This is a genomic window from Pelobacter propionicus DSM 2379, assembly GCF_000015045.1.
Lineage (GTDB): Bacteria > Desulfobacterota > Desulfuromonadia > Geobacterales > Pseudopelobacteraceae > Pseudopelobacter > Pseudopelobacter propionicus.
Map to the genome: position 1 here is coordinate 3,180,867 of NC_008609.1, position 26,334 is coordinate 3,207,200.

Here is a 26,334-nt window from a genome sequence, read left to right on the forward strand (position 1 = left end):
ATGACGCACCGGCTCCGTGCGACCTCCGGCAAAAGGATTGTAGAATGTTGGAACGTCTCCGCGCCATGCTGATCAAGGAGTTCATCCAGGTCTTCCGCGACCCGCGCATGAGGATCGTGCTGTTCGTGCTGCCGGCCCTGCAGACGGTGATCTTCGGCTATGCGGTGGACATGGACGTGAAAAACATCCCCACGGCAATCATGGACCGGGACAACAGCAGCGAGAGTAGGGAACTGACCGACATCATCTCCTCCTCCGGGCATTTCAGGATCACCCGGCGCATCGACAACGACAGCCAGGCCCGCAACCTGCTGGACCGCGGGACGGTCAGGGTAGTGCTGACCATCGAGCACGGCTTCAGCCAGCAGCTGGCACGGGGGGAGAACGTGACGGTGCAGGCGCTCATGGACGGCTCCGACTCCAACACCGCCGGAGTGGTCATGGGCTATCTGGGGCGGTTCTCCAACGACTACAACAGCCGCCTGCAGCTCCGCTTCATCCAACGACACCAGGGAGGCACACTCCGCACCGGCCGTGTGGAACTGGCCAGCCGCGCCTGGTTCAACGAGAACCTGGAGAGCCCCCCCTTCTACGTTCCTGCGGTGATCACCAACATCCTGTTCGTGATCACCATGCTGCTCTCATCCCTGGCCATCGTGCGGGAAAAGGAAATCGGCACCATGGAGCAGGTCATCGTCACCCCCATCCGCAAGCGGGAATTCATCCTGGGCAAGACGCTCCCCTTCGTACTGATCGGCTACATCGACGTGGCCCTGATCAGCCTGGTGGGCACGCTGGTGTTCCACGTCCCGGTGCGGGGCAGCCTGGGGCTGCTCTTCCTGGCCACCACCCTTTTTCTGATGAGCGCCCTGGGGATCGGGCTTCTGATCTCCACCGTCAGCCGGACCCAGCAACAGGCCATGATGAGCGCCTTCTTCGTCATCTTCCCGGCCATGCTTCTCTCCGGCTTTGCCTTTCCCATCGAGAACATGCCGTTAGCGGTTCAATGGCTGACCCTGGCCAACCCGCTGCGCTACTACATGGTGATCGTCAGGGGGATTTTCCTTAAGGGGGTGGGATTGACCATCCTCTGGCCGCACATGGCGGCGCTGACCGTCATCGGGCTGGCGGTGCTGCTGGTAGCCGTGGAGCGCTTCCGGAAAACAATCGCCTAACTTTTTCGCCTCCTCACAGCCGCCATGGTCAGAAAAGCATCTGCCACCCAGGGCTTCCCCCAGCCCCCAGACATTCATTAAAATGTAGTTTACAGGACGGCCGGACTCCGCTAAAGTCAACAATCGCTGTTACTCCCCGTTGCACCCCCCATAGTACCCCGCTGCAACCAATCGGAGATGAACTACAATGCATTGCTCTTCGGGCACCACCACTGCCGATACCTGCCATACGGGCATCGCTACAGACGACCTTGTGCGCAACCAACACCTCGGAACCAGTAAACCAACCAACCAGGAAGAGCTGGAACAGGCCAGGGAAGCCCTCAGGCTGAGCGAGGCGCGACATGAGAGCCTCTTGCGCATCATCCAGCACAGATTTACCTCTGTGCAGGATCTTCTGGACTTTGCCCTGGAAGAGGGGATCAAGCTCACCGGCAGCAGGATCGGCTTTATCCATCGTTACGACGAAAAGGTACGCCAGTTCACCCGCAACAGCTGGTCACGGGAGGTCATGGATGAGTGCCGCATCAGCGAGCGACACTCCACCCACCCCCTGGACACTGCAGGCACGTGGGCCGAGGCGGTCAGACTGCGCCACCCGGTGATCATCAACGACAGCCAGAGTCTGATGCAGGGAGTCCCCGAGGGTCACGCCCCCCTGCACCGATTCCTCACCATTCCGGTTCTCAGCAACGGGACAATCGTTGCCGCCATCGGGGTCGCCAACAAGGCAAGCGACTATGACGACACCGACGTGCGCCAGTTGACGCTGCTGATGGACACGACCTGGAAAATCGTCCAGCAGAAGCGGACAGAGGAGAAACTCCGCAAGAGCGAGCAGCGCCTGAGGGTCATCTTCGACGCATCCCAGGCAGGGATACTCATGCTGGATCAGCGGGGAGTGATTACCTTTGCCAACCGCAGAATGGCCGAGCTATTCGGCTGCGGCATGGAAGAACTGATCGGATCGAGCTATGCCGACCACCTCCACCCCTCGGAAAAGGGAACCGGCCACGGCCGCCTGCTGCAGATGATCAGCGGGGAAAGCGACAATGCTTTTACCGAACGCCGTTATCTGCGCGGCAGTGACGAAGATTTCTGGGGCTTTCTCTCCATGAAGCGCCTGGAGGATAGGGACGGCCGGCTACAATCCCTGGTGGGCACCATCGCCGACATCAGCGACCGCAAGCTGGCCGAGGAGTACCGCAACAAGGCCCTGGACTTCGTGGAGGCGCTCCTGGCCCAATCCCCCATGGCTATCCGCATATTCGACGGAAAGAGCGGCGACTGCGTCCTGGCAAACCGGGCAGCGTCGGAGATCGCCGAGGGGAGCGGTCACGCGCTGCTGCAGCAGAACTTCCGCAAGCTCGCCTCCTGGCGGGATGCGGGTCTTATCACGCTGGCCGAGTCCGTCCTGACCGACGGACTGACGCAACGGGTCGAAACGGAGTTACACACAACCTTCGGCAAAACAAAGCACGTGGCCTACTACCTCTCCCGCTTCATGGCGGATGAAAAAGCGCACCTGATGGTCATCGGTCGGGACATTTCCGAGAGGAAGCGCCTGGAAGAGGAAAATCGGCACATCGAGGCCCAGATGCTGCATGTGCAGAAACTGGAGAGCCTGGGGGTTCTGGCCGGCGGCATCGCCCACGATTTCAACAACATCCTGACAGCGGTGCTGGGCAATGCCGACCTGGCCCTGGCGCTCCTGCCCCCTTCCTCCCCGGCCCGGGATAATATCCAGAGAATCAATCAGGCAGCCAGCAAGGCGGCTGAACTGGCCCGCCAGATGCTGGCCTACTCGGGCAAGGGACATTTCATCACCGAAAGACTCAACCTGAACGCCCTGGTCAACGAAATGCTCCAGATGCTGGATGTATCCATATCCAAGAAAGCCAGGCTCTGCTTCAATTTCAGCGACAGCCTGCCGGACATCTCTGCCGACGCGACCCAGTTGCGCCAGGTCATCATGAACCTGATCATCAATGCATCCGAGGCGATCGGCGAGCAGTGCGGCCAGATAACCTTCACCACCGGCGTCATGGAGTGCGACCGGGCCTACCTGTCGAAGATCTGGATTACGGAACAGCTGGCAGAGGGGAAGTACGTCTTCATGGAGATCTGCGACACCGGCTGCGGCATGGACCCGGAAACCGCCGCAAAAATCTTCGAACCGTTCTTTTCCACCAAGTTCACCGGTCGTGGTCTGGGCATGGCGGTCACCCTGGGCATCGTCCGGGGACACCGGGGCGCCATAACCGTTGAGAGCGAAAAAGGGAGGGGAACAACCTTCAGGATATTGCTGCCGGCATGCGAACAGACTCCGGTTCAGGCGCCGCCCTCGTCACACAGGGGTGAAAAATGGCGGGGAAGCGGTACCGTGCTGCTGGTGGACGATGAGGAAACCATCCGGGCGGTGGGAAAGGCGATGCTGTCGCTGCTGGGGTTCCGGGTCATCACCGCCGTGGACGGACAAGATGCCCTGGAGCTGTTCCGGAGAAACCGGACCGACATCGATTGCGTGCTGCTGGACCTGACCATGCCGCGCATGGACGGGGAGCAGACGTTCCAGGAGCTGCGCAGGATCGAACCGGGAATACGGGTGGTCATATGCAGCGGCTACAGCGAGCAGGACATAGCCGCCAGATTCATGTCCCAGGGATTGGCCGGTTTCATCCAGAAGCCGTACAAGCTGTCGGACCTGGAATGGGCCATGAAGGACCTGGTCGCCCCCGTTCCCGCGAATGGCCAGGACCATGCATGCTGAGCAGAGCGATCGCCCAGGGGGGTCAGTAGTGCGGTGGACGCTCGTCTCCATCCTGGTCGAAAATTGACGAAGGGGCGAATGAGCGGAGCTGATCAACCATCAGCCTAACCTGGCGCTCCAGTCTGGTAATGACCTGTTCCTGGCGGAACACGGTCTCGTTAAGCTCCTGAATGCTGAGCTCCTGCTGCATGAAGCGGAGCTCCAGTTCGGTGATGCGCTCTTCCATAATTCCCTCCGAAAATGGTCTACAACAGCTCCCAGGCGGTCAGCTCGGCGATACTGTGCTGGAACTTGCGCCGCGACTCACGGATCACGAAGGGGAGCGGACGTGGTTCTCCCAGCGGCCTGAAATGGGGCGCCAGCGCTTCCTGAAGACCGTCCAGGCTCCAGACCGCTCGACAGCCATCCCGGTATCCCCCCAGCCACTCCGCCTTGCGGGTATGCTCCTCCATCCAGCTGTAGGGCGAGCTGATCACCAGCACTCCCCCCGGCTTCAGCCTCCCCCGGATCGATGAGAGGAAGCGCCGCGGCGAGTGGAGCCGGTCGATCAGGTTGGCTGCCAGCACCAGGTCGTAGCCGGCAAACGCTGGCGGCAGATCGCAGGCATCGGCCCGATGGAATGAGACCCGTTCCCGGACATGCTCCAGTCCCAGTTCGGCAAGACTAATCACACGGAACGAGACGAGCTCTCCCTCCTCGGGAAGGGCATAACGCAGACTGCCCTCATTCCGCAGGCGGTTTGCCAGACAACAGAAACTGGCGGAGAAATCAAGGCCCGTAACCCGCCGAAAACCGCCCCGAGCCAACTCGAACGAACTCCTTCCCAGGGCGCATCCCAGATCCAGGGCATGCCCTTTGGCGCGCCCCTCCATCAGCTCCAGGCAGACTTCGGCGCAGGCGGCAGGCGCATTGGGCACGCCGAAATGTTCCTCGCCGTAATGGGCGTCGCAGTACTGGGCCGCCAGGGCATCGCTTTCATAGGCCGGTTCGCAGGCATCATTCACGGGATTTGACCTCCCCAGGATTCGTGCCATTACAGCTTACGGCAACTCGGTCAGTATGCAATCCAACGACTTACCCGGCATGCACTATTGGAAACAAGGCGTGGTAACGATTTTTGTAGACTGCCGGCCGCTGTTTCCCGTATTCTGACGGGCACAAATAATCGGCGCAAAGCCTACCACACACTGAAAGGTACAACAATGGCACACGCTAAGAATGGCGACAAGGTAAAATTTCATTACAGCGCCACCCTGGAAGACGGCACTGTTTTCGACTCCACCTACGAAGAAATCTGCGAAGAAGAAGAATGCGGCTGCGAGGGCGAGATCGGCCCGATGGAACTGACCATCGGCGCGGGTGAGTTCTTCCCGGAGATTGAGCAGGCGCTGATCGGCATGGCCGTAGGCGAGAAGAAAAAGGTGATGATCCCCTCGGCGGATGCCTTTGGCGAATACGACCAGGAGAAGATCTTCACCGCCAAGCGGGACGAAATTCCCGAAGACCTGCAGCCGGAAGTGGGCGATGCCTATACGCTGGCCAACGACAACGACGAAGAGGTGGATGTAACCGTCGTGGAGGTAACCGCTGACAGCGTCACCTTCGACTCCAATCACCCCCTGGCAGGCGAAGACCTGAACTTTGAAATCGAACTGATAGAGATCTTCTAGAGAGTTCCCCCCACGGATTCACTGCACAACGACTTCCGGGGCCGTGCCCGGGAGTCGTTGTTTTTTTGCGTCCGCACCATCGCCCCCATGACCCCATCCCCAACAACAGACCGCGACAACCCGACGCCACCACGTCTCCTGCCCGGGCCAGCGCACCCCCCGACGCTCCCCTGGCGCCAGGGGCAGACTCCGCTCATGCTCGCTCCCATGCAGGGGGTGACCAACAGCGCCCTGCGCTCCCTGTTCATCGACTGGGTCCGACCGGATGTGGTCTTCACCGAATTCATGCGCGTCAACCCCGCTGCCGCACAGAGACGCCTCTCGGCGGCCGACCTGGCCGAGGCGGGTTCAGCCGGAGATGATGTCCCCCTTGTGGTGCAACTGATCGGCCATGGCAGGGAAGCGCTCGTTTCGGGCAGTCAGGCGGCCCAGGATGCCGGAGCAGCGCACATCAACCTGAACATGGGCTGTCCCTACGGCCGCATGACCAGCGGCCAGACCGGCGGCGGTATGCTGCGCTCCCCCCAGGAACTTTCAAGCATCATACCTGCACTGCGCAAGACCATCAGGGGAACTTTCTCCATCAAACTGCGCTCCGGTTACGACAACCCCCGTCAGATATTCGACCTGCTGCCGCTCTTCGAAGCATCGGGAGTGGATTTCCTAGTTCTGCATCCCCGCACAGTACTGCAGAAGTACGCTGGTTTCGCCGACCACGGCATCACGGCCGAAGCGGTCCAAAGGAGCACCCTGCCGATCATCGCCAACGGGGATATCCGCAGCGTAGCAACGGGGCGGCATGTGCTGCGGGAAACCGGCGCAGCCGGACTGATGCTGGGGCGGGGCGCCATATCCGACCCCCTGCTCTTCCAGCGCCTGCGCAACTGCGCCCCTCCCGACCCGCAACCACAGGAACGGGCGGCGATGCTCTCCCGCTATCTGGATGAGTTGCTGACCCGCTACCAGACCCTGTTCTGCGGTGAAGCCCAGATACTGGGTAAAATCAAGGAGATCGTATCCACCATCCATGAACCTGCCTTTGAAAAAGGCTTCCATCGGCTAAAAAAGGCCCGCAGAATCGAGGCCTTCAGGGAGCTTTTGGCGGAACTGGCCTGACCCTTGGAAACGCAACCCACCTTCGACCACCAGAAACTGCTGGATCTTGCCGCAATGCGCATGCCCTTTGGAAAGTATGCCGGGCGCTTGCTGATCGACCTTCCCGAGGGGTATGTGGTCTGGTTTGCCCAAGAGGGCTTCCCCAAGGGAAAACTGGGTGACATGCTGCGCACGGTGTATGAAATCAAGGTCAACGGCCTGGAGTACCTCTTCGATTCCCTGCGCTGAGAGACGTTACCACAATACCCCCCCAAAAAAACAGGCGGCACCGGAGGTTTCCGGTGCCGCCTGTACTGTCAGTTCATGTTTCCGGGCAATGACGCCCTCCCCCCCGAGCGTAATTTGACAACTATAGCGTGAACTTTTTTAAAAAAACAGCCTGTTTTTTTGGATTTTCAGGGTTATAGTTTACTCAAGGTAGCGCTACCGATACGAAGTAACCAAGGTACAAAGGAGGGCCACACTATAGAAGAAGCTACTCCAGACCACCATAGGCAATTGCAGAATCCGTCCGGCGCAACCTACGGGAGCCGGAACTAACCCTATATTAAGGGGCACGGAATTATCATGACACTGAAGGCCCGCGAAGGTTGCGGGCCTTACTTTTTGCGCGCCCGAATTTTCAGAGCGAAGCGGCTGATCCAGGTGTTTGAAAACATTCGACTGCTGCTACTCCCGCAACGGGGGGGCACCTCCCAGCACCCTCCCATACACCCGGGCATAGCGCCGCGCCTCACGGAATGGAGAGCAACGTTTGAGAACATAGCTCCTGCCCAACTCCCCCATCCTGTTCCCCACTGCGGGGTCAGCCAGCAGTTCCCGTACCAGAGTCCTCATTTCATCGTCGCTTCCGTAGAGCCAACCGGTCCTGCCGTGACGGATCAGGGAGCGATTTCCCGACACATCCCGCGCCAGCACTGGCCTGGCCATGCTCATCGCCTCCAGCAGGGAGTTGGCCATCCCCCCTTCGAAGTGTGAACAGTTCAGCACCAGATCCGCCGCGGTAAACAGCGCACCCATGCGCTGCCAGGGAATATCTCCCAGGAGACGCACCCAGGCCAGACAGGCGGCCCGTTCTCCCACAATGCGGGCGTACTCCGGGTCAAGGGCGCCGCCGGCAAGCACGAGGCGCAGGGAGGGGAACTCTTCGGCCAGGGGAGCCAGGGCGTCCAGGGCGGCCACCACTCCCTTCACCGGCCGCAGGGCAGCCGGCAGGAACGCCACAAACTCGTCCGCAGCGCGGCAAAGGGGCTCAGAAACCGGCAGAGGTTGAACTCCCTGGGGGATAACAGCAATCCTTCCGGCGACATCGGGAAAAAATTCCACCAGTCGTCGCGCCATCAGCGGATCGAAGCAGGTAATGGAGGCTGCGCCGGCCATGGCCCGCCGGGTCGCGGGAGCATCGCGCAGGAGCGGGTCGAACAGGTCGCTGCCGGTGATGGTGATCAGGTAGGGAATTCCCAGACAACGGGCAAGCTCCTGGGCAACCGGACCGCTATGGAAAGCGTGAAAGGCGTGCAGCAGCAGGGGGCGTTGCCGGTCCAGCAGCGCCTGCTGTTCTGCCAGTGTCAGTCTGTCCAGGGGAAGCATGTCAGCCAGGACACCCGCTTCCGGTAGATGGGCGGTTATACGGCGAACCGTGGTGATATTGCCCCGGACAGGGCCGATGCTATAGGGGCAGATGAGTGCTACCCGCACCCAGACCGCCCGACAGCCGGAAACGCGCGCCACCGCCCCAGCCTCCTGCAACACCATCCAGAGGCATCGGCAGGGCTCTTCACCGTCGCCCCCCCAGTCCACGTCCCACCCGCAACAGACGGCAAACGCGGCTGGTGGCGGTCTCCACCAACTCGGCGGCCCGGGCCATGCAATCCTCCAGCGGCATGGGACAGGAAACAATGCCGAGCAGCGCATCGATGCCATGCTCCAACAATTGCTCGGCCCCCGCGCCCAGCCCCCCCGAGAGACAGATCACCGGCACTCCGCCGTTGCGCGCCAGCCGAGCCACCCCCAACGGCGCCTTGCCGTGGGCAGTCTGAGCATCGCTGCACCCCTCGCCGGTGATCACGAGGTCGGCCGTCTTCAGGGCCTCGGCAAACCCCACCGCATCCAGCACTATTTTCACGCCGGGAAGCAAGCTGGCATTGGTGAAGTAGCGCAGGCCGGCCCCCAAGCCTCCGGCAGCCCCGCTACCGGCCTGGTCGGAGACGTTCCTTGCAATGGCCTGTTCCACGACCTGGGAGTAGTGCTCAAGCGCCCGATCCAGTTCACGCACCATCTCCGGAGTGGCCCCCTTCTGGGGACCGTAGATGACCGAAGCCCCGTTTTCCCCGCAGAGCGGGTTAGTGACATCACAGGCAACCTGTAGGGAGGTTTCAACCAGGCGGGGATCAAGCCCGTCCAGATCGACCCGTGCCAACCTCGCCAAGGCAGCACCCCCCTCGGGGAGTTCGGTTCCGTCCGCATCCAGGAAACGCACCCCCAACGCCCGTGCCATGCCCGCCCCGCCGTCATTGGTGGCGCTGCCGCCGATACCGACGATCAAGCGGCGCAGACCGGCATCCAAGGCAGCCCGGATCAGCTCTCCCGTACCACAGGTGCTGGCCCGGAGCGGGTTGCGCCGCTCCGGCGCCACCAGCGGCAGACCCGAGGCCGCGGCCATCTCGATCACCGCGGTCGCTCCGTCCCCCAGAATGCCCCAGCGGGCCATGACCGGCTCACCCAACGGACCGCTCACCTCCTGGCAGACAAATCTGCCACTGGTGGCCGCCACCAGAGCCTCCACGGTCCCTTCGCCCCCATCGGCAACCGGAAGGGAGACGATCTCCGCATCGGGGAAGACGGAGACGATTCCCCGCGCCATTGCCTCCGCTACTTCTACCGCCGACAGGCTCCCCTTGTAGGAATCAGGTGCAATGATGATTCGCATGACAGTATGCTTCCCTTCTGGATGTCCGCATTCGTTCCTGCTATAGTGCGCCGCTGCGCGAAAGCGCAGTCAGCACCCCCGGATTCAGCCGTAACCGTTTCGCCTGGGTTTGCCTTGGACGGTTATGGGGATAGACTCATCAACAGGGAGAACGGATCACCATGAACCTGCTGTACACCCTCGACCTGCTGGGAACCGCCGCCTTCGCCGCCTCGGGCGCCCTGGCAGCCATCCGCCGCGACATGGACATCTTCGGCGTCATGGTGCTGGGTCTCGTCACCGCCACCGGCGGCGGCACCCTGCGTGACCTGCTGCTGGGCGACACCCCGCCGTTCATCTTCAAGGACGAGACCTACCTGTATCTCTCCATCGCCATTTCCCTGCTGGTATTCCTCTTTCACCACACCTTAAGCCGCCTCACCCACCCTCTGACCTTCTTCGATGCGGTGGGGCTGGGAACGTTCGTGGTCATCGGCACCAGCAAGGCCCTGGAGTTCCAGTTCGGCTTCGTCGGCTCGGTCATGGCGGGAGTCATGACCGCCACCGCAGGCGGCATGATCCGCGACATGCTCTCAAACCGCGTACCCATGGTGCTCCAGAAGGAGGTGTACGCCTCGGCCTGCCTGGTCGGCGGAATACTGCTGACCCTGCTGCACCGCAGTGGCATGCCCCGCACCTTTGCGCTGCTCGCCTCGGCCTTCACCGTCATCACCCTGCGGCTCCTGGCCGTGCGATTCAACTGGTCGCTCCCCCGCGCCCGTTACGGGAATGCACAGCACTGAGAGCAGATATTTCAAAGGCAGTTCTCCCCTTCCAACCCCACCCGGGATCTTCAGATCACCGCCCCATCAGAGCCGGGACTCGCGCACCTGCGCGTTATGTCGAGCCAGCCCGCGCAGGTGCTGGCGAAGGGCCAGTTCACTCACAAGCCCCTGTTCCACGAAGTAGCGTCCGATCTGCTGCTGCATGGAACGCTGGTGCAGCAGGATCAGGTTGAGCTGGGACTGGGTCAGAAGCCCCAGCGCCACGGCCCGTTCGCCAAAAGATCCGACGATCTCGGTGGCAGCAAGGACCGCCGACACATCCGCCTCGTTCAGCCATCCCCAGGAGCGGGCAAAGTCCCCCAGGGGCGGGCGCTGGTCACGCTGCCAGATCATGGCCCGCACAACAGCCTGATAGGAAACCGCTCCGCTGTAGTAGAGGTAGAGTCCCAGCTTCAGTTCGATGGTGGGAAAGGCCCCCTGGTAGTACTGCTCGCCCGGCACCGGCTCCACCGGCTCCACCCGGAAAAAAGGCTTTTTGGGCGAAACGGCGCGGCGCAGGGGAAGGCGCGGCCTGTGCCGATCCTGGAGGAACTCATTGATCAGGTTGTAGGCCTCCACCGAACAACGGAACAGCGCGGTACGCCGGGCCTGGCCGTCTGCCTCGCCGCAGGCGTCGGGATGGCACTCCCAGACGCGATTGCGATAGGCATTCTTCAACCGGTCGACCTCGATACGACAGAGAAATTCCCGGCTGACATCTGCCGTAGGAAACAGGATGCGGCAGGCATCCATCAGTTCAGCTTCCTGCCGTAGGGACATGGGCTCCTCGCATGGTGTAAAAATCGTTGCGGACGGCAAACTGCCGAAGAGGGAAGAACCGGAAAAAGAGCGTTCCTCCGGCAGGGTGCCCCGCACAGCATTCATATACCATAACGCGGATAGGCGAGCTACTCCAACTCCAGCGGTGGTTCGTCAAGCAGCGCCAGCTGCTCGCGCAGTTCCAGGATCTGCTCGCCCCAGTAGCGGACGCTGTTGAACCAGGGGAAGGTGGCGGGAAAGAGCGGATCCTCCCAGCGCCGGGCCAGCCAGGCGCTATAGTGCAGCATGCGCAGGGTGCGCAGCGCCTCAACCAGGCGCAACTCCAGCGGGTCGAAGTCCCGGAACTCGCGATACCCCCTCACCAGCGCCTCCAGTTGGGCTGTCTTGCGCCCGCGGTCTCCGGAGAGCATCATCCAGAGATCCTGAACCGCCGGGGCCATGCGGGCATCGTCGAAGTCCACGAAGTGCGGCGCGTTATCACGCCAGAGAATGTTGCCGGCATGGCAGTCGCCATGGGCGCGGATATAACGGATCGGGCCGACCTCGGCCAGGATTGTCTCGATCCTCCGCAACAGCAGCTCGGTTACCGCGATGTAGCTCTCCCGGTACTCATCGGGCATGAACCGCTCCCGGATCAGGGCCACGCTCTCATACCCGAAAGCGCGGACATCCAGGGCCGGTCGTTCTTCAAAACGCTGAAGCTCGCCGATGGCATGGATGCGTCCCAGCATGCGCCCCAGGATCAGGAGGTTGTCCAGGTTGTCGAACTCCGGGGCACGCCCACCCTGGCGGGGATAGAGGGCGAAGCGGAACCCTTGGTGGGAGAAGAGGCTCTCGCCGGCGGCATTGCGCCAGGGGGCCACTACCGGCAGTTCATGCTCCGCAAGGTTGAAGCAGAAACGATGCTCCTCCATGATCTGGACGTCGCTCCAGCGGTCGGGGCGGTAAAACTTGGCGATCAGCGGCGCCCCCTCGTCGATACCGACCTGATACACGCGGTTCTCGTAGCTGTTCAGTGCCAGGGTACGGCAATCGCACCGGAATCCCTGGCTCTCCACGCTATCCATGATGAATTCCGGGGTCAGGGTCTGAAAGGGGTGCTTGTTCACGGTCATGGTTCTTTCCGTTGCCCCCGCAGGCGACAGCCGCTGCCGTCCAACCCAGGTTCAACGCAGTGGATTTCAAGATTTCCACCATAGCACTTTTTGGCACAGGAACCAAGGGGAAGCAGGCTGGCGCCCCATGCCCCCTGACCGGCCACAAAGTGAGGCTTTCCCACAACAACCCGCTGGACGGACGGGCGCAAATGGCATATACACAGATATGCTGAATTTCCGAGTAGAAACCCTCCAGCACTACGATGCAGCCCGACGCCGGTTCCCGGGGATCAGCCCATGCCCAAGGAAATAACCCACTGGATCCTGGCGGAACGGACAGCGCAGCGCCTGGCAGGCAGCGGCATCCTGGCCGATATCATCCAGGCTCACCACGCAGCCTACCTGGGTGGCGCTGTCCTGCCCGACACCCTGCTGCACCTCTTCCGCGGCCCCCACAGCGCGACAGCGCTGCACCTGGCCGACCGCTTCCACGACGCCACGGGCAACAGCTATGCTCCGCTGATACGGGTTGAGACCAGCCGTGGCGGCATGCTCCCCTACGACCTTCTGGCCTGCCTGCTGGGAGTGATCAGCCACATGCAGGCCGACATGGTTTTTCACCCCTATGTATTCGCCCTGAGCGGCGTCAATGCCATCGGCCGACATTACCGCCTGGAAACCGCCATCGATGTCCATTTCCTGCAGCGCAACACCACCCCGCCGGTGCGCCGGATGACCCACCTGGTGACCACGCTAACGGCCCCCCTGCTGACGGACGCCATGGCCATGCTGTTCGACCCCGACGGACGGCTCCCACGAGCGGCGCTGAAGCGAGCCTTGGCACTGCACTGCCGTTTTCAGGGGATGTACAACGTTACGGCATGGAAGATCGCCGCTCTCATCCTCGGCACTCTGCTGGGATCCCCTTTCAGGGAGCAGCGCCAGCTCTTCTACCCCTTGCGGGCACACGGGCCAGGGCATCGGGCAATGATCGACAGCGTCACCCGCTGGAGCCATCCGGTATCGGGTGCCGCCAGCAACACCTCGTTGGACGACCTGGCCGAGGAGGCTGTCAGCCGAACCCTTGTGCTGTTCAGGCGCATGGAGGAGTCGGCTTCCCTGGCTGCCGCGCTGAGTGATCCCCCCGGCGCAAACCTGCTTACCGGGCTATATGGGATCGGGAAATCCGAGATGCGGGAAAGAACAACCGACAGGAGCATGCGGTGAAGAACGGAACTGAGACACACAAAAGGGTAACGGCACTGTTATTGATGCTGGGCGGTGTGTTCTGCGCCACTTTCTGGGCACACGCCGGCCAGGAGTCCTACGACATCAACCTGGGAGAGCTGCGCAAGCCCTCATACGACATTGACCTGAGGGAGTTGCGCCGAACGCCGCCGCGGCGCGCCAAGGCAAAGCGTAAAACCCGGCCGCCACGGAGAGCCCACGCCGCCGCACCCGCACCGACTTCCACCGGAGACGGAAGCAGCATCTACACCGTTCGCCCCGGCGACCACATCTTCCTGATTCTCAGCAGTCGCTACGGCCTCTCCGACACTGCAACGGAACGGATGACCCCCCGGGTGATGCAGATGAACGGCATCCGCAATCCCCATCGCCTGACCATTGGGCAGCGCCTGATCATCCCGCTCAACCCGCCAGAAACAGCACCATCGCCTGACAGCGGGCGGAACACGACTCCAGCCTCGCCGGTGCCGACGCCGCTCCCCCTGCCCCCGGTCGCCCCCGCGACGCCATCTGCCGCCTCGCCTGCCCCAGCTGCCGCACCAGAGGCTCCCTCCGACAAGCCCCAAACTCACCCCGTCGCACCCTGGCCAGTTCCCGCGGAACCGCAGTTCGCCCCCCCAACAGTTCAGACGCCTTCTGTCGTTTCACCCCAGGCTTCCCCGGTTGCACCGCCGGTTTCTCCCGCTGAGCCCCGGCCGCCCGCCACCGTGCCTCCGGCCGCTCCGAAGGCCCCCTAGTCCCGTGGAAGGCCCGTCCCACCTGACGCCACCGCCGGAGGAATTGCTGCGTGCAGTGGAGGAGTTCAACCGGGAAGACTGGTTCACCTGCCACGAAACCCTGGAAACACTCTGGATCAACTCCCAGGGAGATGCGCGCAACCTCTACCAGGGGCTGCTGCAGATCGCGGTTGCCTTGCACCACTGGCGTAGCGGCAATTTCAACGGCGCCGTCACCCTGCTTGCCAGGGGAGCCAGGCGCTTGCGAGTTGCCACGTCCTGTCGCCACATACTGGCCGGGGAGATGGCAGCTGCGGCGGACCGTTTCAGGGAGGAGCTGACCAACCTGGGGCCGGAGCGGATGAACTGCATTGCCCCCTCGCTGATTCCGTTGCTGCGCCTGGCTCCACCAGCCTGAGACCTCTGCCGCCTCCCCCTGTGCCAGACACGGTTTGTGTTACACTATCAGCAGGGATGCCGCGACCCGTGGCGGACAGGAACGCGGACAATCCCATGAACAGGAGGAGGCGCCATCATGGAAACGGTAACGGCTGGATCGTGGGATGAACTGCAGAGCGAACTCTTTGCCCACTCGTGGAACGAGAAACTGCAGCGGTTCCGCTCCCGTTTCGCATTCCGGGGACTCTCCAACGCAAACTACCGCCTTGAGACGAGCCTGATCCGCCTGGGGGGAGACTATGACTACGTTGAGCGGCACCTGCTGCGCAACTTCAGGAAGTACGCCCACCGGAACGTCGTGGAGCGCGACTCCCTCTGGCACTGGCTCTCCGTGGCGCAGCATTTCGGCCTCCCCACGCGGATACTGGACTGGACCTACTCACCCTTCGTGGCAATGCACTTTGCCACCGCCTCCATCGACAAATTCGACCGGGACGGCGTGATATGGGCGATCAACTATGTTAAGGCCCATGAACTGCTCCCCGACTGCCTGAGAGACAAACTGCTGGCCGAGGGCGCCAACGTGCTGACCCTGCAACTGCTCTCCGACACCATCAATTCGCTGGATGAACTGGATGCCCTGGCCAGCGAAAAGGTGGTTATCTTCTTCGAACCCCCCTCGGTGGACGACAGGATCGTCAACCAGTACGCCTTCTGTTCGGTCATGTCCGACCCGCACATGGTGCTGGACGACTGGCTGGAAAAGTACCCCTACCTGGCGCGCAAAATCATCATCCCCGCCTCCCTGAAATGGGAGATCCGCGACAAACTGGACCAGGCCAATGTCAACGAGCGGGTGCTGTTCCCCGGACTGGACGGCCTGAGCCGCTGGCTCAAGCGCCACTACAGCCCCCGGACATAAACTGTCACGGATGCCGCCACCAGAGACAGGTGGCGGCATCCGTGACATGTATGAAACGCTTGATTTCGGTTCCGCACCAGGGGACATCGGGACGCCGAAGAGCCCGCCCCTTTATCCGATACCGTACTATGTCAATGGAGGTTACACCATGAAGCACGCACGACTGCTGGCCCTTCTTCTTCCGACACTGCCGCTGATCTGCTCCGCAGCCCCATCCCAGGCGGCATTCTTCGACAGCCTCACCAAAGGCCTCGGCATATTCGACACGCAAACCAGCGCTCTGGACGACTCGACCATCGCCAACGGGTTGAAGGAGGCGCTCTCCACCGGCACCACCAAGGCGGTCACATCTGTATCGCAACCAAACGGTTACTTCAAAAATCAGGCGATCAAGATCCTTCTGCCGGAAAAAATCCGCACGGCAGCCGACCTGCTGGGAAAATTCGGTTTTCAGAAGGAGGTGGACGATTTCGTTCTCAGTATGAACCGGGCCGCGGAAAAAGCAGCGCCCAAAGCCACGGAACACTTCGTATCCGCCCTCAAGGAGATGACCTTCGACGACGCCCGCAAGATTCTGCAGGGAGGCAACACCTCCGCCACAGACTATTTCAAGCAAAAGACCGGCGACAAGGTCTTTGCATCATTCAAACCGGTGATAGCGGAAAGCATGAAGGACGTGGGAGTGGCCCAGCGCTACGGCAAGATGACGGAGTCGATCAGTTCCATCCCCTTTGCCGGCAGCCTGGGAGCCGTTGATCTGGACAATTACATCACCAAGAAGGCGGTGGACGGCCTCTTCACCATGCTGGGAGAGGAAGAGAAGAAGATCAGGACCGACCCCATGGCACGGGGAACGGAACTGCTCAGGAAGGTATTCGGCAGGTGAGGGATAACCGGGGAGGCTACCTCCTCTGGTGCAGATCGATGGTGATGTTGGGCGGCAAGTAGTAGCCCGAAAAGAGGTCCACCGGTGGCGTCGGCGTGGCTGAACTGCTCCCGAAGGCATACTCCACAACGGTATGGCGGCCATCGTCATCCAGCCAGACCAGCCGCCTGTTCTCGGTTCCGCTTTCCTCATCCACGGCATAGGACTTGGTGGCGTAATCGCGGCAGTCCAGGGGGTCGTTGACCGAGTTGATCGAATCCAGGCAGCGCTGGAGATGCCGGGCCCGCTGCTGGATATCCCTGCCGGCCCGGGCGAGGGAACTCTTCCCGCTGATTTCCGTCTGATCCATGGCAGCGCTGAAGGCGGTCCTGACCCAGCCCTCCCCGGCATCCGCGGTCACCCAGGTGGTGACGAAGACCCCGCTGGAACGCCGCTCCACGGAGGTATTCACCCGACAGTCCGGGGACTGCTTTCCGGACCACTTTCCCGTGCGGTTGATCTCCCTGAAAGTCTTCAGGCCGCATTCTGCCAGCCAGGAAACGTCCTGGCCATGGGCAAAGGTCCCCAGCGCCAGGAGCGCCGTGAGCAGTATGAGTATGCGATAACGCATGGCATTCCTCCTTGGACGACAAAAGCGCCCCCCTTGCCCCGACTCACCACTCCGGGTGAGGCGAAACAGGGAAGCGGGGCGTTCCTTCCCGGGAGACGCCCCGTTGTAGCTCACGGACATGGCTGCCCGCTTCCTACCGGATACTGTACCAGAACTTGACCTGACGGATCTTGTCCCCCTTCAACAGGAACTTGCACATAATGCCGTACCTGCCCTTCTTGGCCATTTCAAAATCAGCGCCGAAGTGCCCCTGCATACCCATCAGCTCCCTGGTCTGCTCGCGCTTGTCCGGATTCAGGATTTTGACCTTCACCGTTCCTTCCGTGAGAACCTTGCCGCTTCTGGCATCCCTGAAAACCACCGAAAGGTGGTGAGTCTCCCTGATCCCTTTGGGGATCTGCATACCCATCCCCTTCATGGCATCGGCCATGGTCTGCACATTGAAGGTGGCCTTGACACCGCTTATCACCTCTTCGTGGGCCACTCCGGCCATGGCGGCGTGGCCGGAATGCATGTCGTGGCCGCCATGATCCGCGGCCGAGGAAAGAGGCGCTGCCAGTGTCAGTAGTGCCGCTGTGGTGAGTAGTATTCGTTTCATCCAGTTCCTCCCTGGTTTGTTTGTGTGCCTAACCTTCGATTCCGGAATATTTCAGTTTTCCCTTCTTCAAATCCCTCGTCTTCATCATGATGAAGATCACCGGGGTCATGACGAGCACATGGATGGTTGAGGAAAACATGCCACCGATGACGGGCGCCGCAATCGGCTTCATCACGTCCGCGCCGGTGCCGCTGGCCCACAGGAGCGGGCTCAGGCCGATCAGGGAAGTGGCAACGGTCATCAGCTTGGGACGCAGGCGCTGGACAGCCCCTTCGAAGGTGGCTTCCCGTATGTCCTCCTCAGTCACGCTCCCGGCCAGAATCCGCCTGTCCAGGGCCTCGTGCAGATAGACCACCATCACCACCCCTGTTTCCACGGCCACACCATAGAGTGCGATGAAGCCGACCCAGACCGCCACGGACATGTTGTAGCCCAGGATCGAAACCAGATAGACCCCTCCCACCAGGGCAAAGGGGACGGAGAGCATGACCATCAGCGCCTCGATCAGGGATTTGAAGGTGAAGTAGAGAATCGAGAAAATGATCAGCAGCCCCACCGGGACGAGAATCTGCAGCCGCTTCATGGCACGCAGCTTGTTTTCCCACTGGCCGGCCCAAGCAACGTAATAGCCGGGAGGCAGCTTGAGGTTCTTCTCCAGAACCTGCCGCGCATCAGTCACGAAGCCCCCCAGGTCGCGGTTGCGCACATTCAGGAACACCACCGAGCGGAGCAGCCCCCCTTCGCTGTTGATCTCCGGGGCACCGGTAGATACATGCATCCGCGTCATCAGTGAAAGCGGGATCTGCGTTTCTCCCCCTGCGGAGGAGACCAGGATATTCCCCATGGCCGGGATGCTGTCGCGATAGTCGCGCTGGTAGCGCAGGCGCACCGGGAAGCGGTTGCGCCCCTCCACCACCGTGGTCAGGGTCTGCCCGCCCAGGGCGGTTTCGATCACGTCCTGGATGTCTCCCACGCTCAGGTTGTAGCGGCTGGCTGCCTGGCGGTCGATGTCGATATCCAGGTAGCTTCCACCGGTAACGCGCTCAGCCACCACGTCGGCAGCGCCCGGAACCTGTTTCAGGATGCCCTCAGCCTGCACGGCCAGTTCCTTGAGCACATTCAGGTCGCTGCCGAAGATCTTGACCCCCAGGTCGGTGCGCACACCGGTGGAGAGCATGTTGATGCGGTTGATGATCGGCTGGGTCCAGCCGTTGCGAACACCGGGAATCTGAAGCTTGCTGTCCAGTTCGGCAACAATGTCCCCCTTGGTGACCCTCGGGCGCCATTTCTCCTTCGGCTTAAGGATGATGATGCTCTCGAACATGGAGACCGGCGCCGGATCGGTGGAGGTCTCGGCGCGCCCCACTTTGCCCAGCACCCCCTCCACCTCCGGGACGCTTTTGATGACGGCATCCTGGACCTGAATCAGCCGCTTGGCCTCGCTGATGGAGACGTTGGGGAGGGTGACCGGCATGTACAGCAGCGACCCCTCGTCCAGGGGGGGCATGAATTCGGACCCCATTCTCATGAACACCGGGATGGCGACCAGCAGCGCCACCAGGTTGAGGGCGATGACCGTCTTGGGCCAGGCCAGGCACCAGCGCAGCACGGGGGAGTAGAGGGCGATGAAGAAGCGGGAGACCGGGTTTTTCTCCTCATCGGGCATCTTCCCGCGCAGGAACCAGTAGGAGAGCACCGGCACCAGGGTCACGGCTATCACCGCGGCCGCTATCATAGCGAATGTCTTGGTGAAGGCCAGGGGGTGGAACAGCTTCCCCTCCTGTCCCTCCAGCAGGAAGATGGGCACAAAGGAGAGGATGATCACCACCATGGAGGAGAAGATGGCCGGCCCCACCCGTTTGGAAGCGGAAATAATCACCTCCAGCCTCCGCTCCTCGCGTTCCCCTTCGGGGAGCTCGGAAAGCCTGCGAAAGCAGTTTTCAACCATGACCACGCCGGCGTCCACCAGTTCGCCGATGGCGATGGCGATTCCCCCCAGCGACATGATGTTGGAGGTGATCCCCAGGTACTTCATGGTTATGAACGAGGCCAGGACTGCCACCGGCAGAGTGAGCACAACCACCAGGGAACTCTGGAAGTGAAGCAGAAAGACAAGAACGATACACACGACCACGATGCACATCTCGGTCAGCGACGACTTCAGCGTGTCGATGGAGCGGTCGATCAGGTCGGAACGGTCATAGAAGGCCTGAATGCTGACCCCCGCTGGGAGCCCCTTTGAAAGCGCCCGGATCTTCTCTTTGACCCGCTTGATGACATCCTTGGCATTCTCGCCGTAGCGCATGACGATGATCCCGCCAACCGCCTCCCCTTCGCCGTTCAGATCCAGCATTCCCCTGCGCATGGCCCCGCCCAGCTGCACCCTGCCAAGGTTTTTGACGTAGACCGGGGTTCCCCGCAGGTCGGCGCCGACAACGATGTTCTCCAGGTCGGCCACCGATTGCACATATCCCCTGCCGCGGATCAGGAACTCGGCATCAGCCTGTTCCACCAGCCGTCCTCCCGCATCCCTGTTGGACCTTCCCAGCGCGTCCATGACCTGGCCGGTGGAAACCCGGTAGGCCTGCAGTTTCACCGGGTCCAGATCGATCTGGTATTCGCGGACGAAACCACCGATGGAGGCCACCTCGGCTACACCCGGCACGGTGTTGAGCTGGTACCTGACAAACCAGTCCTGCAGGGTGCGCAGCTGCTCCAGATCGTATCCCTTACCCTGGATGGTGTACCAGAAGACGTGTCCCACGCCGGTGCCGTCCGGCCCCAGGGTCGGCGTCACTCCCGGGGGAAGCAGCGAGGCCGCGTAGTTCAGGCGTTCCAGTACCCGTGTGCGTGCCCAGTAGATATCCGCCTTGTCCTCGAAGATCACATAGATCATGGAGAAGCCGAAGGCGCTTGAGGCCCGCACCGCCTTGACCCGCGGCAGTCCTTGCAGGTTGGATACCAGCGGATAGGTAACCTGGTCCTCCACCACCTGGGGGGAGCGCCCCTGGTATTCGGTGAAGACGATCACCTGGTTATCCGACAGGTCGGGAATGGCATCCACCGGCGTCCGGTACACCGCCCAGACACCCCAGGCAACGATCAGGGCATAGAAGATGACGACAACCACACGGTTGCGGGCGGAGTATTCGATGATTCGTTCGATCATGGATTCAAACCTATAGTGGAACGCGGAAAAATCGGTACAAGCTGATAAAGACGGATCTTTTCAATCAGGGCACACAACTCGGGAAAACGACTCGTCTCACTTCGGGTGATTTTCCGAAGTTGATCAGCAAGCCGACCTCGACTCCCGTGGCTCTGCAATAGTTAAGCAACTGGGCGGCATGTTCTTGCCGCAGGCATTCTGCCGCTTTCAGCTCAACGATAACGACTCCATTTACAAACAGATCGGCGTAATAATCACCCACCTCCATGCCATCATAAAACACCTTGATGTTGTGCTGAGTCGCGACGTGAAGCCCTTTCTTCTGCAATTCATGCGCAAGGGCGTTTTCATATACCTTTTCCAGAAAACCATAGCCCAAGATGTTGTAAACCCTATAAAATGACGCGATGACGACCTCCGTCACCGTCGCATGCAGCATCGTGTTCGTGCCTTTTCCGTTCTTTCCGTTCTTTCCGTTCTTTCCGTGCTTTCCGCCTTTTCCGTGTTCCATGGTCTTTCACCGTCACATTTTCATATCATCCATGCTCAGCGGGTCCTTTTTCACCGGCGCCCTGGGCGCTGGCGTACCATGTCCCTGATGCCCTCCCGTTCCCGCTCCCTGGTCCCTGGTCCCCGACTTGAGCTGCGCTTCCGAGTCGATCAGGTAGCCGCCGGAGACGGCCACCTTCTCCCCCTCCCTAAGCCCCGACAGGATCTGGACCCGGTCACCGGCCTGCTGTCCCACCTGGACCTGGCGCGGCTCAAACATGCCGGGCGAGCTCTCTACCCAGACCAGACGTCGCTTGCCGCTGTCAATGACCGCGCTGACCGGCACGACCAGTGCCGTACCAAGCGGCACCCTGATCAGTGCGCTTACGAACATGTCCGGTTTCAGTCTCATGCCGGGGTTGGCCATCTCTACCCGGGCCTTGACCGTGCGGCTCCTGGGATCCAGAAAGGGGTTCACCAGGGCGATCCTTCCGGAAAGCGTCCCTCCCGAAAAGGAGGGAGAATGGATCTCCACCCGCTGCCCGACACGGACAATGGCCAGGTCGGGCTCGTAGATGTCCAACTCTATCCAGACAGTGGAGAGATCGGCGATAGTGAAGAGCACATCACCCACATTGACGTACTGTCCCTGCTGAACCATCTTTTCGATGACGACGCCGGAGAGTGGCGTATAGATCGGGAGCCTGATGTTGGGCTTGCCGGCCTTTTCCAGTGCAGCGATCTGGCTCTCCCTGACCCCGAACAGCAGCAGGCGCTGCCTGGCCGATGCCACCAGCCCCTCGCCGTTCTGGGAGATGGAGGGGATGGGGGAGTCTTTCAGCTGATCACGGCTCTTGAGCGCCAGCAGGTACTCCAGCTGGGTGGCCACCAGCTCGGGCGAGTACAGCTCGGCCACCGGCCTGTTGCGGGAGACGGACGCAGCAACGCTGTTGACGTTGAGCCGGTCAATGCGACCGGCGATCCAGGAGGTGACCTTGGCCTGACGCGACTGGTCGAACTGGACGATGCCGCTGGCGGTGATCTCTTTGTTGAGTGATTGCTGCCAGGCCTCCACCGTGGCCACATTGGCCATCACCCGCTGGCTTTCCGAGAGCGACACATGGCCGGGCATGTCTGCCTGCCCGTTATGTCCGCCAGACTGGGCAGCAGCCGCGCTTTCCAGCTTCCTGACCAGTTCCATGCCGCAGATCGGGCAGGCTCCCGGCCTGTCCTTGATGATGAAGGGGTGCATGGGACAGGTGTAGAGCAATTTCCCTTGGGCCGCCTTGCGTTCCCCCGCATGGTCGTGCTCCCTCTCCCGCCACAGGAGCCAGCCGCCGCCAACGGATGCAAGCAGAACCAGCAGTATCAGGGGGTACAGAATCTTTTTGTTCCGAATCATGATCGAACACCTCATGGTGGTTTGTGCCGTTTCCGCGAGACTCATCCCGGATCCAGCCAACGCAGGCCAGGGGGCGAAAATGGTAACAAGAGCCCTGCGCCGGAAGCCGTGCTATTCTCCCGTTCCAGGGTCAGGTGGCTGTGCGGAGCTCAATCCCCCCACCATGGCCTCCAGCTGGGCCAGACGGATCTGGTAATCTGCCAGGGAGTCGTAGTAGTCGCGCTCATAATTAAAGAGCGTCAGCCGGCTGTCCAGCAGGGAGGCGAAATCGACCTTGCCGACCCGGTAGGCGATCACCGCCGACTCCAGGTTCTGCCGTGACTGGGGGATGATGCCGGTTTTATACAGCTCGACCTGTCTGCGGCGACGCTCCATCTGGGAGAGCAGGTCGGCGATGCCCCCCCGAATGCCGTTTCTGGCGTCGTTGAGTTCAGCGGCGCTCATGGCCTCTTCCGAGGCCGCCTCGGCCAGCATGGCATGGCGCCGCTCACGCCGTAGCGGCAGATTGAAGGTAAGGCCCAGGCCGTACATGTCGTCTCCGTCCCCTCCCATGGCTGGTTCGCGCTGCATGTACTCGAAGGAGAGGGCAACATCGGGATAGAATTCCCGGCGGGCCAGGGCCTGGGCTGCCCGGCTCCTGCCGATCTGCGCCCGCATGCTCTTCAAGAGCGGCCGGTTGTTTTCCGCCAGTTCCACGAGTTCGGCACATCCTTGGGAAAAGGGGGTAATGGGCGGCTCCGGTATGGTGCCGACACGGGTATACACGGGACGGTTGAGCAGGCTGTTCATCCTGATTTCCTGACTCCTGCGCTGTTGTTCCAGGGTGATGCGCATATCCAGCAGCTTTGATTTTTCCAGCTGGGCCCTGAAGATATCCTGCTGGGCGCCCTGGCCAACCGTATAGCGGTTTTGGGCCAGGATGATCAGATCGTCCATGATGCGCATGTTCCTGGCCAGGATTTCCAGGGATCTGTCGGTGACGTAGATCTGGTAGTAGGCCTCCTTGACCGACCTGACGATCTCCAGTAGCCGCTCCTCGCGCATCAGGTGGGACGCCTCGGCCTCGCGCCGCGCCAGGTTGCCGCGCAGTTCGCGTTTGCCGAACCAGGGAATCTGCTGGCTGATGCCAACCACCTTCTGCGTCATGCCGTCCCGGCTGAAGTTGAGTGGATCGCGAAGCACGCCGTTCTGGATCTTGAGCATCAGCATCGGGTCATCCAGGGAGCCGGCCTGCCTGGCCCTGTAGTCCAGCATCCGCTGGTGCGCGCTGGAGGCCCTGACTTCGGGGTTGTTGGCCAAGGCCGCCTCGACCAGGCTCCGGAGATCCTCCTGATTGATCTCCGCTGCGCCGGACATGCCGGAAGGCACCATCAGGAGGATACAGATAACCAGCAATACAACGTGAACTATCATGGTTAACCTCGTGACAGACGGTTTTCGCATACAACTATACACCTCCCCTGCCAATTTCACAGGAACGGAACTACGGCAACAATGCGGGAGGGGGCAGGATGAAGAAAAACTGTATGCAAACAATGCAAGCGGCATGTTCATGCAGGGGCTTGGGCGGACATGGCACCAGCCACAAGGCGCTTGCATTATGGCCCGAGCTGGGCAACAATGCGGCGTGGATGTACCATGCCCAAGCCCATACAAGGAGATGAACCATGTCGCTGAAGGATACGTTTTTTCTGGATAGTGAAAAGGCCGCGCTGGTGGTGATCGATGTGCAGGACAAGCTGTGCCAGGCCATGGATGAGAAGATGCTCGGCAAGCTGACCAAGAATGTGGGCATCCTGCTGGAGAGCGTCGCCGAACTGAAAATCCCGGTGCTGTTCACCGAGCAGTATGTCAAGGGACTGGGCGCCACCCTGGCAGAACTGCTGGAGAAGGCCGCCGAGGCCCCCCGCCTGGAGAAGATGACCTTCAGCTGCTGCGGCATCCCCCAGTTCATGGAAACTCTCAAGGCAAGCGGCCGCACCCAGATCATCATCACCGGCATGGAGACCCACGTCTGCGTGCTCCAGACGGTGATCGAGCTGCGCGAGGCCGGTTTCACGGTGCACCTGGTGAAGGACGCCGTCATGAGCAGGGACAAGCGCAACTGGAAGGTGGCCGTGGAGGCCATGACCCTGGCCGGCGCGATCCCCACCTGCACCGAGTCGGTTCTGTTCCAGCTGCTGAAGGTGGCCGGTACCGACGCATTCAAGAAGCTGTCCAAGCTGGTGCGCTAGGAGCGGCTCGAGACAAAGCGGATACAAAAAGCGGGGCCAGACGGCACCCGCTTTTTTTGTGGAAAGGAGCGGACAGGAGGGACGCTTCGGCTCCTCCCGGTTCTCAGGTACCGCCTAGTTGGGGATGGCAACAACGGGGGCCCGCCCCCCCTCCCAAATCCCGCGATGGGTGCGAAAGGGCGTTATTTCCGGCCACCACATTCCGTGGAGGCTCCTGGCGCAGGTCCAGCCATCGGGATATCTGGGCTTGAACCTCGGGAATTTCTTCCAGCTCGTTGTGGTCGGCATGGAACACGGCGGCTTCCTTCAGGTTCTGATCGCGGATATCCAGGGCGCTTTTCAGGTCAACCACCCCGTCATTTACGTCGCGCAGGAACCACGCCTTCTGCCCCTTGCTTCCCGCTATGACGTAAATGGGCAACTTTTCTGGAAAATTGTTGGAGAAGAACGGGTTGGGAGGCAGGAACTTGTAGCCTCCCATGGGGGAGCCCACCAGGATCAGCTTCTTGACGGGCAGTTCGGGGTGGTCACTCAGCAGCCACTGGGTGACGATCCCCCCCAGGGAAAAGGCGACGAAATAGAGATCCTCCTCGGCGAGACCGTTCTTCTGGATATGGTCGTAGATCAGGTCGGCGCAATGCCAGGGCCTGGTGAGATCCCTGACCTCGGTGGGGAGGAGGAACTTCACCTTTTCCGATTCAGGGACTGAACGGGAGAAAGCTTCCATCTGGGAGGGGGTCATTCCCCACCCACCGATGAAGAAGACCACCGGCCTGCAGGTACCCTGACGCACAAAGGACAGGATCAGCATGATGGAGACGGAGATGATGAGAGTGTGTTTTTTCATAAATCAGGGGTATGGGATGACAGGGGAGGGTGGGATTTTTTCCTGTTCCACACCAAAGCGCGCTCTTCTCCAGCCCCCTGCTTTGTGACGCGCATCCCCATGACGTGTACCGTCTCGTGCCGCGATTGATTTCCTTCAGGTATCGGCGAAACGAAACGATGAATCCACTATCAGGAGGAAAGCCCCATGGTGCTCTTGTCGGCCGGCACGTTCAACCCTCCCTCACAGGTGGAGAGCACCTGCTCATAGGCGGCGATGGTGGCACAGATGTCCGCGTCGCCGAACTCACCTCGACCGTGTATGTCGTCCCCCTGGCGGATGTACAGGTGGCGCAGTATCCCCCGGATCTCGGAGAGCCCCTTCTCCCCCTCCCTCTCCACCAGCGATGTGGCAAAGTCAAACGCATCTTCGAAGGCCTCGTTATAGCACGCATCAATTCTCTCATTCATGATCATGTTCGTTGCTCCTGTCCCG

At 61.3% G+C, this 26,334-nt stretch carries 26 protein-coding genes; 12 read left to right on the forward strand and 14 right to left on the reverse strand.

Annotated elements, in window-relative coordinates; all coding sequences use genetic code 11:
- The first annotated feature begins 44 nt into the window (after nucleotides 1–44).
- Entirely contained in the window at nucleotides 45–1,175 is a 1,131-nt protein-coding gene (locus PPRO_RS14415) for an ABC transporter permease (protein WP_011736740.1), read from the forward strand.
- 187 nt (nucleotides 1,176–1,362) lie between these two features.
- Nucleotides 1,363–3,945 carry a hybrid sensor histidine kinase/response regulator gene (locus tag PPRO_RS19705; RefSeq protein WP_011736741.1) on the forward strand — a complete coding sequence of 861 codons (2,583 nt, stop codon included), beginning with the start codon at nucleotides 1,363–1,365 and terminating at the stop codon, nucleotides 3,943–3,945.
- Nucleotides 3,946–3,967: 22 nt separating this feature from the next.
- Here the strand turns inward: PPRO_RS19705 and PPRO_RS14425 are convergent, their stop codons facing one another.
- Nucleotides 3,968–4,171, reverse strand: a complete 204-nt coding sequence (locus PPRO_RS14425; protein WP_011736742.1) for a SlyX family protein — start codon at nucleotides 4,169–4,171, stop codon at nucleotides 3,968–3,970.
- A gap of 19 nt (nucleotides 4,172–4,190) precedes the next feature.
- Nucleotides 4,191–4,949 (reverse strand): putative 4-mercaptohistidine N1-methyltransferase, encoded by a 759-nt coding sequence (locus tag PPRO_RS14430; RefSeq protein WP_011736743.1) that lies wholly within the window; start codon nucleotides 4,947–4,949, stop codon nucleotides 4,191–4,193.
- Nucleotides 4,950–5,147: 198 nt separating this feature from the next.
- Between PPRO_RS14430 and PPRO_RS14435 the strand changes: the two genes are divergently transcribed.
- The 3 genes from PPRO_RS14435 to PPRO_RS14445 all read left to right on the forward strand — a co-directional run bounded on the left by PPRO_RS14435 (nucleotide 5,148) and on the right by PPRO_RS14445 (nucleotide 6,959).
- On the forward strand, nucleotides 5,148–5,615 hold the full coding sequence (locus tag PPRO_RS14435) for an FKBP-type peptidyl-prolyl cis-trans isomerase (RefSeq protein WP_011736744.1): 468 nt from the start codon (nucleotides 5,148–5,150) through the stop codon (nucleotides 5,613–5,615).
- 87 nt (nucleotides 5,616–5,702) lie between these two features.
- Complete coding sequence (locus PPRO_RS14440) at nucleotides 5,703–6,731, forward strand: tRNA dihydrouridine synthase (protein ID WP_011736745.1); 1,029 nt, start codon at nucleotides 5,703–5,705, stop codon at nucleotides 6,729–6,731.
- Nucleotides 6,732–6,734: 3 nt separating this feature from the next.
- On the forward strand, nucleotides 6,735–6,959 hold the full coding sequence (locus tag PPRO_RS14445) for a DUF3820 family protein (protein ID WP_041532353.1): 225 nt from the start codon (nucleotides 6,735–6,737) through the stop codon (nucleotides 6,957–6,959).
- Nucleotides 6,960–7,400: 441 nt separating this feature from the next.
- Here PPRO_RS14445 and PPRO_RS14450 read toward each other — a convergent pair whose 3' ends face one another.
- Nucleotides 7,401–8,462 carry a GPMC system family 4 glycosyltransferase gene (locus tag PPRO_RS14450; RefSeq protein ID WP_198138286.1) on the reverse strand — a complete coding sequence of 354 codons (1,062 nt, stop codon included), beginning with the start codon at nucleotides 8,460–8,462 and terminating at the stop codon, nucleotides 7,401–7,403.
- Between the two features lie 46 nt (nucleotides 8,463–8,508).
- Nucleotides 8,509–9,660, reverse strand: a complete 1,152-nt coding sequence (locus PPRO_RS14455; protein ID WP_011736748.1) for a glycerate kinase — start codon at nucleotides 9,658–9,660, stop codon at nucleotides 8,509–8,511.
- A gap of 161 nt (nucleotides 9,661–9,821) precedes the next feature.
- On the opposite strand from PPRO_RS14455, the gene PPRO_RS14460 reads away from it, so the two are divergent.
- Nucleotides 9,822–10,442, forward strand: a complete 621-nt coding sequence (locus tag PPRO_RS14460; RefSeq protein ID WP_011736749.1) for a trimeric intracellular cation channel family protein — start codon at nucleotides 9,822–9,824, stop codon at nucleotides 10,440–10,442.
- Nucleotides 10,443–10,508: 66 nt separating this feature from the next.
- On the opposite strand, the gene PPRO_RS14465 is transcribed toward PPRO_RS14460, so the two are convergent.
- Both PPRO_RS14465 and PPRO_RS14470 read right to left on the reverse strand, forming a co-directional pair.
- Nucleotides 10,509–11,243, reverse strand: coding sequence for a hypothetical protein (locus PPRO_RS14465; RefSeq protein ID WP_011736750.1), 735 nt, complete (start codon nucleotides 11,241–11,243; stop codon nucleotides 10,509–10,511).
- A gap of 128 nt (nucleotides 11,244–11,371) precedes the next feature.
- On the reverse strand, nucleotides 11,372–12,358 hold the full coding sequence (locus PPRO_RS14470; protein WP_011736751.1) for a serine/threonine protein kinase: 987 nt from the start codon (nucleotides 12,356–12,358) through the stop codon (nucleotides 11,372–11,374).
- A 279-nt stretch (nucleotides 12,359–12,637) separates the two neighbouring features.
- Between PPRO_RS14470 and PPRO_RS14475 the strand changes: the two genes are divergently transcribed.
- From PPRO_RS14475 to PPRO_RS14495, 5 genes are all read left to right on the forward strand, one after another.
- Nucleotides 12,638–13,567 carry a zinc dependent phospholipase C family protein gene (locus PPRO_RS14475; RefSeq protein WP_011736752.1) on the forward strand — a complete coding sequence of 310 codons (930 nt, stop codon included), beginning with the start codon at nucleotides 12,638–12,640 and terminating at the stop codon, nucleotides 13,565–13,567.
- The gene (locus tag PPRO_RS14480; protein ID WP_011736753.1) at nucleotides 13,564–14,325 is read left to right on the forward strand and encodes a LysM peptidoglycan-binding domain-containing protein; all 762 of its coding nucleotides are present in this window, start codon (nucleotides 13,564–13,566) and stop codon (nucleotides 14,323–14,325) included. Before PPRO_RS14475 ends, PPRO_RS14480 begins: the two co-directional genes overlap by 4 nt.
- Before the next feature lie 4 nt (nucleotides 14,326–14,329).
- Nucleotides 14,330–14,722 (forward strand): DUF309 domain-containing protein, encoded by a 393-nt coding sequence (locus tag PPRO_RS14485; RefSeq protein ID WP_011736754.1) that lies wholly within the window; start codon nucleotides 14,330–14,332, stop codon nucleotides 14,720–14,722.
- A 117-nt stretch (nucleotides 14,723–14,839) separates the two neighbouring features.
- A complete protein-coding gene (locus tag PPRO_RS14490; protein WP_011736755.1) occupies nucleotides 14,840–15,625 on the forward strand; it encodes an FRG domain-containing protein in 786 nt (261 codons plus the stop codon).
- Between the two features lie 148 nt (nucleotides 15,626–15,773).
- Nucleotides 15,774–16,511 (forward strand): DUF4197 domain-containing protein, encoded by a 738-nt coding sequence (locus PPRO_RS14495; RefSeq protein ID WP_011736756.1) that lies wholly within the window; start codon nucleotides 15,774–15,776, stop codon nucleotides 16,509–16,511.
- A 16-nt stretch (nucleotides 16,512–16,527) separates the two neighbouring features.
- Here PPRO_RS14495 and PPRO_RS14500 read toward each other — a convergent pair whose 3' ends face one another.
- The 6 genes from PPRO_RS14500 to PPRO_RS14525 all read right to left on the reverse strand — a co-directional run bounded on the left by PPRO_RS14500 (nucleotide 16,528) and on the right by PPRO_RS14525 (nucleotide 24,192).
- Complete coding sequence (locus PPRO_RS14500) at nucleotides 16,528–17,121, reverse strand: hypothetical protein (RefSeq protein WP_049759746.1); 594 nt, start codon at nucleotides 17,119–17,121, stop codon at nucleotides 16,528–16,530.
- 133 nt (nucleotides 17,122–17,254) lie between these two features.
- On the reverse strand, nucleotides 17,255–17,719 hold the full coding sequence (locus tag PPRO_RS14505; protein ID WP_011736758.1) for a hypothetical protein: 465 nt from the start codon (nucleotides 17,717–17,719) through the stop codon (nucleotides 17,255–17,257).
- A 28-nt stretch (nucleotides 17,720–17,747) separates the two neighbouring features.
- Nucleotides 17,748–20,888 (reverse strand): efflux RND transporter permease subunit, encoded by a 3,141-nt coding sequence (locus PPRO_RS14510; RefSeq protein WP_011736759.1) that lies wholly within the window; start codon nucleotides 20,886–20,888, stop codon nucleotides 17,748–17,750.
- Between the two features lie 64 nt (nucleotides 20,889–20,952).
- On the reverse strand, nucleotides 20,953–21,399 hold the full coding sequence (locus tag PPRO_RS14515; RefSeq protein WP_011736760.1) for a GxxExxY protein: 447 nt from the start codon (nucleotides 21,397–21,399) through the stop codon (nucleotides 20,953–20,955).
- 12 nt (nucleotides 21,400–21,411) lie between these two features.
- Nucleotides 21,412–22,779, reverse strand: coding sequence for an efflux RND transporter periplasmic adaptor subunit (locus PPRO_RS14520; RefSeq protein WP_011736761.1), 1,368 nt, complete (start codon nucleotides 22,777–22,779; stop codon nucleotides 21,412–21,414).
- Between the two features lie 111 nt (nucleotides 22,780–22,890).
- Nucleotides 22,891–24,192: a TolC family protein gene (locus PPRO_RS14525; RefSeq protein ID WP_041532354.1), complete on the reverse strand. Its 1,302-nt coding sequence runs from the start codon at nucleotides 24,190–24,192 to the stop codon at nucleotides 22,891–22,893.
- Nucleotides 24,193–24,446: 254 nt separating this feature from the next.
- Between PPRO_RS14525 and PPRO_RS14530 the strand changes: the two genes are divergently transcribed.
- Complete coding sequence (locus tag PPRO_RS14530; RefSeq protein ID WP_011736763.1) at nucleotides 24,447–25,013, forward strand: hydrolase; 567 nt, start codon at nucleotides 24,447–24,449, stop codon at nucleotides 25,011–25,013.
- Between the two features lie 103 nt (nucleotides 25,014–25,116).
- On the opposite strand, the gene PPRO_RS14535 is transcribed toward PPRO_RS14530, so the two are convergent.
- Together PPRO_RS14535 and PPRO_RS14540 are read right to left on the reverse strand one after the other, a co-directional pair.
- The gene (locus PPRO_RS14535; protein WP_011736764.1) at nucleotides 25,117–25,860 is read right to left on the reverse strand and encodes an alpha/beta fold hydrolase; all 744 of its coding nucleotides are present in this window, start codon (nucleotides 25,858–25,860) and stop codon (nucleotides 25,117–25,119) included.
- Between the two features lie 170 nt (nucleotides 25,861–26,030).
- The gene (locus PPRO_RS14540; RefSeq protein ID WP_011736765.1) at nucleotides 26,031–26,315 is read right to left on the reverse strand and encodes a hypothetical protein; all 285 of its coding nucleotides are present in this window, start codon (nucleotides 26,313–26,315) and stop codon (nucleotides 26,031–26,033) included.
- Nucleotides 26,316–26,334: the final 19 nt, after the last annotated feature.

What these genes read in the sequence shown, in the direction of transcription:
- PPRO_RS14500 (WP_049759746.1), bottom strand. Translation starts at nt 17,121, where the DNA reads ATGCGTTATCGCATACTCATACTGCTCACGGCGCTCCTGGCGCTGGGG.
- PPRO_RS14455 (WP_011736748.1), bottom strand. Translation starts at nt 9,660, where the DNA reads ATGCGAATCATCATTGCACCTGATTCCTACAAGGGGAGCCTGTCGGCG.
- PPRO_RS14540 (WP_011736765.1), bottom strand. Translation starts at nt 26,315, where the DNA reads ATGATCATGAATGAGAGAATTGATGCGTGCTATAACGAGGCCTTCGAA.
- PPRO_RS14460 (WP_011736749.1), top strand. Translation starts at nt 9,822, where the DNA reads ATGAACCTGCTGTACACCCTCGACCTGCTGGGAACCGCCGCCTTCGCC.
- PPRO_RS14495 (WP_011736756.1), top strand. Translation starts at nt 15,774, where the DNA reads ATGAAGCACGCACGACTGCTGGCCCTTCTTCTTCCGACACTGCCGCTG.
- PPRO_RS14435 (WP_011736744.1), top strand. Translation starts at nt 5,148, where the DNA reads ATGGCACACGCTAAGAATGGCGACAAGGTAAAATTTCATTACAGCGCC.
- PPRO_RS14530 (WP_011736763.1), top strand. Translation starts at nt 24,447, where the DNA reads ATGTCGCTGAAGGATACGTTTTTTCTGGATAGTGAAAAGGCCGCGCTG.
- PPRO_RS14440 (WP_011736745.1), top strand. Translation starts at nt 5,703, where the DNA reads ATGACCCCATCCCCAACAACAGACCGCGACAACCCGACGCCACCACGT.
- PPRO_RS14535 (WP_011736764.1), bottom strand. Translation starts at nt 25,860, where the DNA reads ATGAAAAAACACACTCTCATCATCTCCGTCTCCATCATGCTGATCCTG.
- PPRO_RS14490 (WP_011736755.1), top strand. Translation starts at nt 14,840, where the DNA reads ATGGAAACGGTAACGGCTGGATCGTGGGATGAACTGCAGAGCGAACTC.
- PPRO_RS19705 (WP_011736741.1), top strand. Translation starts at nt 1,363, where the DNA reads ATGCATTGCTCTTCGGGCACCACCACTGCCGATACCTGCCATACGGGC.
- PPRO_RS14515 (WP_011736760.1), bottom strand. Translation starts at nt 21,399, where the DNA reads ATGGAACACGGAAAAGGCGGAAAGCACGGAAAGAACGGAAAGAACGGA.
- PPRO_RS14525 (WP_041532354.1), bottom strand. Translation starts at nt 24,192, where the DNA reads ATGATAGTTCACGTTGTATTGCTGGTTATCTGTATCCTCCTGATGGTG.
- PPRO_RS14520 (WP_011736761.1), bottom strand. Translation starts at nt 22,779, where the DNA reads ATGATTCGGAACAAAAAGATTCTGTACCCCCTGATACTGCTGGTTCTG.
- PPRO_RS14510 (WP_011736759.1), bottom strand. Translation starts at nt 20,888, where the DNA reads ATGATCGAACGAATCATCGAATACTCCGCCCGCAACCGTGTGGTTGTC.
- PPRO_RS14415 (WP_011736740.1), top strand. Translation starts at nt 45, where the DNA reads ATGTTGGAACGTCTCCGCGCCATGCTGATCAAGGAGTTCATCCAGGTC.
- PPRO_RS14475 (WP_011736752.1), top strand. Translation starts at nt 12,638, where the DNA reads ATGCCCAAGGAAATAACCCACTGGATCCTGGCGGAACGGACAGCGCAG.
- PPRO_RS14465 (WP_011736750.1), bottom strand. Translation starts at nt 11,243, where the DNA reads ATGTCCCTACGGCAGGAAGCTGAACTGATGGATGCCTGCCGCATCCTG.
- PPRO_RS14505 (WP_011736758.1), bottom strand. Translation starts at nt 17,719, where the DNA reads ATGAAACGAATACTACTCACCACAGCGGCACTACTGACACTGGCAGCG.
- PPRO_RS14425 (WP_011736742.1), bottom strand. Translation starts at nt 4,171, where the DNA reads ATGGAAGAGCGCATCACCGAACTGGAGCTCCGCTTCATGCAGCAGGAG.
- PPRO_RS14470 (WP_011736751.1), bottom strand. Translation starts at nt 12,358, where the DNA reads ATGACCGTGAACAAGCACCCCTTTCAGACCCTGACCCCGGAATTCATC.